The organism is Streptomyces sp. NPDC059909, assembly GCF_042730885.1.
Classification (GTDB): domain Bacteria; phylum Actinomycetota; class Actinomycetes; order Streptomycetales; family Streptomycetaceae; genus Streptomyces.
Genome location: NZ_JBHWKX010000164.1, coordinates 1 through 5,588 on the forward strand (window position 1 = coordinate 1; position 5,588 = coordinate 5,588).

Here is a 5,588-nt window from a genome sequence, read left to right on the forward strand (position 1 = left end):
GGAACGTCGTACTCAGGGCCGGGCTGGTCCTTCCCGACGTGGCCTGAGCCACCGACAGGAGAAGCCCCCGGATTTATCCGGGGGAGGAGTCACCTTCCGCATCGACGACGGTGAGGGCCGTGCGCTGGGCATGTGCGCCGTGAGCGTCGATGTCACCGACAGCACACGTGCGCGCGAGCGCCTCGCGATCCTGGGCGAGGCCGGCAAGCGGATCGGAACCACCCTGGATGCCATGCGGACCGGGCAGGAACTGGCCGACCTCACGGTCCCGCTCCTCGCGGACTACGCCACCGTCGACCTGGCCGAGTCCGTCCTGCTCGGCGAGGAGCCCCTGGCCCATCTCGGCCCGCAGGGCGGACGCATCCCCGCCTTCCGCCGCGCGGGCCTGGCCTCGGTCCGCCAGTGGGACCCGGAGCCCCTGTTCGCGCGGGGAGAGCCTGTCCCGGTCCCGTTGGCATCGCCCTTCACCAGCGTCCTGCACTCCGGACAGTCCCACTTCGAGCCGATGCTGGACACCTCCCCCGGCACCTGGCTGGACCGCCACGACGCAGTGCGGGCGGCAATCCGCGACCACACGATGCACTCCTTGATGGTCGTCCCGATCCACGCCCGGGGCGCCGTGCTCGGCGTGGCGGTGTTCGTACGGACCGCGGACCGTGTGCCGTTCGAGGAGGACGACCTGCTCCTGGCCGAGGAACTCGTCAGCTGGGCCGCACTGTCCCTGGACAACGCCCGCCAGTACGCCCGCGAACGCTCCACGGCCCTCACCCAGCAGCGCCACCTGCTCCCCCACCACGCGACAGGCGGATCCGCCGCCGACGTGGCCTGGCGCTACCTGCCCGCCGACAGCCACCACGATGTCGGGGGCGACTGGTTCGACGTGATCCCGCTGCCCGGCGCCCGCATCGCACCCGTCGTCGGCGACGTCGTCGGACACGGCATCAACGCGGCGGCAACCATGGGCCAACTCCGCACCGCCGTCCGCACCCTCGCCAGCATGGACATGCCCCCCGACGAACTCCTCGCCCACCTCGACGAGCAGGTCATCCGTCTCGCCGAGGAAGACGCCGACCCCCAGGACCCGGGCGGCGCGACGATGGTCGCCACATGTCTGTACGCCGTCTACGACCCGGTCACCCGGCAGTGCACCATGGCGCGGGCCGGCCACCCCCCGCCCGCCATCGTCGACCCGCACGGCCACGTCACCTTCCCCGACCTGCCCACCGGAGCCCCGCTCGGCCTCGGCCTGGTCCCCTTCGAGTCCGTGACACTGGAGCTGCCCGAGAACAGCGTGCTCCTCTACACCGACGGCCTGATCGAAGCCCGCAACCACGACCTCGACGCCGGCATGAACCGCCTCGCCGCCGCCCTGGCCAGGCCCGGCCTGGCGCTGGAGGACCTCTGCTCGTCCGCGGTGGACCCGCTGTCGTGCGAGGCCTCGTGCGACGATGCCACCCTGCTCCTCGCCCGCACCCGCCAACTCGGCCCGAACCAGGTCGCCTCCTGGGAATTTCCCGCCGACCCGGCCGTCGTCAGCCGCGCCCGCGCCCAGGCCACCCGCCAACTGAACCAGTGGGGGCTTGAGCACCTGGCCGAATCCACCGAACTGATCGTCAGCGAGCTGGTCACCAACGCCGTCCGCCACAGCAACGGCACAATCGGCCTGCGCCTCATCCGGCACGAGGCACTGACCTGCGAGGTCACCGACACCAGCAACAGCCAACCCCGCCTGCGCCACCCCCGCACCACCGACGAGAACGGCCGCGGCCTCCTCCTCGTCGCCCAACTGACCCGCAGATGGGGAACCCGCCACACACCCAACGGCAAACTCATCTGGGCCGAACAGCACCTCACAGCCCACCCCTGAGCGCCTGCCTGTCAACCTGCTGCCCGAGCGCGCGCGATCGACCGGCCCGGGACCGCTTTGGGACCCGCCGCGCAGCCCGCACGTGGGAGAAGTCGATCACCGCCCGCGGCCGATCCAGCTTCTTCGCCGAGCGCAATCTCCTCAGCAGCACCGCGCGCAGATGGGCCCGCACGCCGGCTTCTTTCCAGACCCCAGGCGGCGCCAGTAGGTCATGCCCGAACCGGAGCCCAACTCTGCGGCAGGTACTCCCACTGGACACCGGTGTGCAGCGCGAACAAGTCCCGCACAGAGCCTTCCGGTCAGGCACCCGCGGCCGCCCCGCGACCAGCGACCACGGACGGGGTGCCACACAAGGCTGACTTGCAATATTAAATTCAGACCCTAGGATGTAGGGCATGACTGAGACTGCAGCACCTGTGCGCATCATCGAGGAAACGCCCGCCTACTGGCGGGTCCTGTTCGACAACCCGCCCCTGAACGTGGTCGACCACGCCGTACTCCAGGGCCTGCAGGACCTGCTCGCCCGGATGGACACCAGCCCGGCCCTTCGCGTCGTCGTCTTCGAGAGCGCGAACCCAGACTTCTACCTGGCCCACTTCGACATGTCAGGCAAATCGGGGAGCCTCGCCAAAACCGCCGGCCCCTCCGGCCTCGCCATCCCCACGGACACCTTCGTCCGCCTCACCACGTCCCCCGTGGTGAGCATCGCAAAGATCCGCGGCCGCGTCCGCGGCGTGGGCAGCGAATTCGCGCTCGCCTGCGACATGCGCTTCGCCTCCCGCGACAACGCCGTCCTCGGTCAACCCGAGGTCGGCGCGGGAGTCATCCCCGGCGGCGGCGGCACAGAACGCCTTCCCCTGCTGACCGGCCGAGGCCGCGCGCTGGAAATCATCCTCGGCGCGGACGACTTCGACGCCGACACCGCCGAACGGTACGGCTGGGTCAACCGGTCCCTTCCCGACAGCGAACTGGACGGCTTCGTCGACACGCTCGCACGGCGCCTCGCCTCCTTCGACCGGCGCCCGATCGAGACCGCGAAGAACCTCGTCAACCAGGTCACCCTGCCGCCCGTCGACAGACTCCTCGACGGCCTCAACGCCTTCGCCACCGCCCTTGCCTGGCCCGAAACCCACCAGCGAGTCGCCGCCCTGTTCAAGCGCGGGATGCAACAGGAAGGAGACCTGGAGAACCGATTCGGCGCACACCTCGCCAACCTGCTCGACGACTGAGAGACCCTGAACAGAGACGCCGGACGTGCCGGTAGGTGCCAAGGGCAAAGAGTTCGACGGTGTGGTCATCGTAGAGGGCGCCTACCACAGCCGCCTGCTGGATCCCGAGTGGGACGCCAACCGCACCCGAGCCAACCGCCGCCTGCTGCGCGTGGCCATCACCCGCGCGCGCCACATGGTCGTCTTCATCCGCCCCAAGGGCGCGCCCCCCTGACGACCGCCGGGTAGACGCACGTGAGCGCCGCCCGTAAAGCGCCTTGGCGTACAGCGTTGCTGTTGCGTAACTGGCCGGCAATACCAGCACGGGGACGACGGTGCCCGGCGGGCAGGGCTGGACCATCTTGCACGCCCGGGTAAGTCGGCCCGGGCGCTCACCGAATCCGTTGCCCGGCCCGCCACGACAGCGCGGCGCTCGATCCCGCGGGCACGTCGGGCGGCGCTTCCTGTCCGACGCGCTGCCCGGCCACGACGAGAGCGGCACCGACACGGAGTGACCACCGCCCGGCCACAGCGCGCCAGCAGCCCGCTCCCCCGACCCCGAGCAGCCCGGCCCGTTCCTCCCGCATGGTTCCGCCGCGAAGTCGGGCTTGAACCGCAACATCCTGTGCCGCTCGCCGAGTGATCCCGGTCGATGCCTGCAACACCTCCCGCACCTGTCCCGAATGCGGGCAGGCACGTCGCTGAGGAGAACCGCCCTACACAAAAAGGTTCGAGTGCACCCTGTGGCGGCGTCCGCGCGTACGCCGACCACGTAGGCGCGCTCATGTGCTCAGCAGGGCCGGGCTGGTCCTCTGCGCGGAGGTTTGACCACCGACGCAGGAAGGCCGCGACTTCAGTCGTAGGTGGGGTCATTTGCTGCTGATGCGCCGCCAACCCCGACCCGACCCCAGGGAAACCCGAAACCTGCGCCCGGCGCCTGGTCGACCGGCTTCACCGCCGACGCGACGATGTCCTGCCCTTCCTCCACGACCTGACCGTGCCCTTCACCGACCACCAGGCCGAGCAGGGACGGGCAGGCAACCCGCTCGGACCACCAAGATTCACCTTGGAGATGGTTGATCAACGAACTAACGATACGGCAGGTCCATCCTTCTTTCCCAGCGTGGACGGGTGGTCATACCCACCCCCCCTTTGGCTGTAAAGGAAGCGCATGTCTCTCCCCCGCTGGTTGGCTGTCGCCGCAGCTCTCACCGCACTCGCCACGCAGACGGTATCGACCGGTTCATCGCAGGCAGCCGCCAACGTGGACGGCACACGCATCAATGAAATCCAGGTGGTGGCCACACACAACAGCTACCACCGCGAACTCTCCGGCGCTGAACAGCGTGCCCAGTTGGAGGTAGACCCTGGGGCGAACCCGAACCTGTTCTACTCGCACTCGCCGCTGGCCGAGCAGCTGGACGAGCAGGAGGTCCGCTCAGTCGAACTCGACGTCGTGCCCGACCCGAAGGGTGGCCTGTACCGCTGGCCGCTGGTCCGCAAGAACGCGGGCCTTCCTCCGCTCGAGAACCCGGCGTGGGGGGAGCCCGGCACGAAGGTCTTCCACATCGTCGACGCCGACTACAACACCACCTGCGTCCAGCTGACCGAGTGCCTGAAGCAGATTCGTGGCTGGTCGCAGAACAACCCCGGACACGTCCCGCTGCTGGTAATGCTGGAGTTCAAGGCCAGCGAAGACCGCTTCGAACGCCTCGGCGGCGTCGAAAGCCCCGCGTGGGAGGAGTCGGCCTTCCGGACCCTTGAGGACGAAATCCGCTCGGTCTTCAGTTCCAACCAGCTGATCACTCCCGACGACGTCAGGCGGCCCGGCTTGACTCTCGAGCAGTCAGTTCTGCAGCACGGTTGGCCCACAGTGGCTCAGTCGGCCGGCAAGGTGATGTTCGCAATGGACAACACCAACCAGGTGCGCACCGCCTACCTGGCCGGCCACCCGAACCTCGAGGGCCGCGTGCTGTTCACCGACTCCGCACCGGGCACCCCCTCGGCGGCCTTCATGAAGCGCAACGACCCGCGCGGCACGAACGCGGCGGAGATCGCCGATCTGGTCAAACGCGGATACATCGTACGGACCCGTTCCGACGTCCCGATGAGCACCGTGCTCAGCCGCGACACCGCTATGCGTGAGCTGGCGCTGGCCAGCGGCGCCCAGATCATCTCCACCGATTTCCCGGCGGCGGGCATGTCCACCCGTTACGACCGAGACTTCTTCGTCTCACTGCCCGGCCCGGATGCCGCTCGCTGCAACCCGGTGTCCGCGCCGGAGAACTGCCGCGACGACAAGCTGGAGCGCTGAGCTTCGCCGCAGTCACGGCCCTGCGGAATGTGTGTCTATCCCCTCACGGATAGACACACATTCCGTGCGGGGCGACAACCGCGGTGGGTGCCGGAGGCACCGTGACCATTGAGTGGTGTGCATCGTGAAGCAGCAGGTCACGGGCCTGGTGTGCGTCGGCGTCGGGGTGCTCACGCTGGTTGTGGGCGTGTGACTTCGG

The 5,588-nt window shown here is 69.0% G+C and carries 5 protein-coding genes; 4 read left to right on the plus strand and 1 reads right to left on the minus strand.

Going from position 1 to position 5,588, the window contains the following annotated elements; translation table 11 throughout:
- Positions 1-139 precede the first annotated feature (139 nt).
- The 3 genes from ACFV9O_RS39465 to ACFV9O_RS39475 all read left to right on the plus strand — a co-directional run bounded on the left by ACFV9O_RS39465 (position 140) and on the right by ACFV9O_RS39475 (position 3,310).
- A complete protein-coding gene (locus ACFV9O_RS39465; RefSeq protein ID WP_385427690.1) occupies positions 140-1,867 on the plus strand; it encodes a SpoIIE family protein phosphatase in 1,728 nt (575 codons plus the stop codon).
- A gap of 395 nt (positions 1,868-2,262) precedes the next feature.
- Positions 2,263-3,096 (plus strand): enoyl-CoA hydratase/isomerase family protein, encoded by an 834-nt coding sequence (locus tag ACFV9O_RS39470; RefSeq protein WP_385427692.1) that lies wholly within the window; start codon positions 2,263-2,265, stop codon positions 3,094-3,096.
- A gap of 61 nt (positions 3,097-3,157) precedes the next feature.
- Positions 3,158-3,310 (plus strand): hypothetical protein, encoded by a 153-nt coding sequence (locus ACFV9O_RS39475; protein WP_385427694.1) that lies wholly within the window; start codon positions 3,158-3,160, stop codon positions 3,308-3,310.
- Between the two features lie 618 nt (positions 3,311-3,928).
- Here ACFV9O_RS39475 and ACFV9O_RS39480 read toward each other — a convergent pair.
- A complete protein-coding gene (locus ACFV9O_RS39480; protein ID WP_385427697.1) occupies positions 3,929-4,159 on the minus strand; it encodes a hypothetical protein in 231 nt (76 codons plus the stop codon).
- A gap of 87 nt (positions 4,160-4,246) precedes the next feature.
- On the opposite strand from ACFV9O_RS39480, the gene ACFV9O_RS39485 reads away from it, so the two are divergent.
- Positions 4,247-5,389, plus strand: coding sequence for a phosphatidylinositol-specific phospholipase C1-like protein (locus ACFV9O_RS39485; protein ID WP_385427699.1), 1,143 nt, complete (start codon positions 4,247-4,249; stop codon positions 5,387-5,389).
- The last annotated feature ends 199 nt before the right edge of the window (positions 5,390-5,588 follow it).

Bases quoted from the DNA above. Each gene is read 5' to 3' on its own strand.
- ACFV9O_RS39470 (WP_385427692.1), top strand. From the start codon at position 2,263: ATGACTGAGACTGCAGCACCTGTGCGCATCATCGAGGAAACGCCCGCC.
- ACFV9O_RS39485 (WP_385427699.1), top strand. From the start codon at position 4,247: ATGTCTCTCCCCCGCTGGTTGGCTGTCGCCGCAGCTCTCACCGCACTC.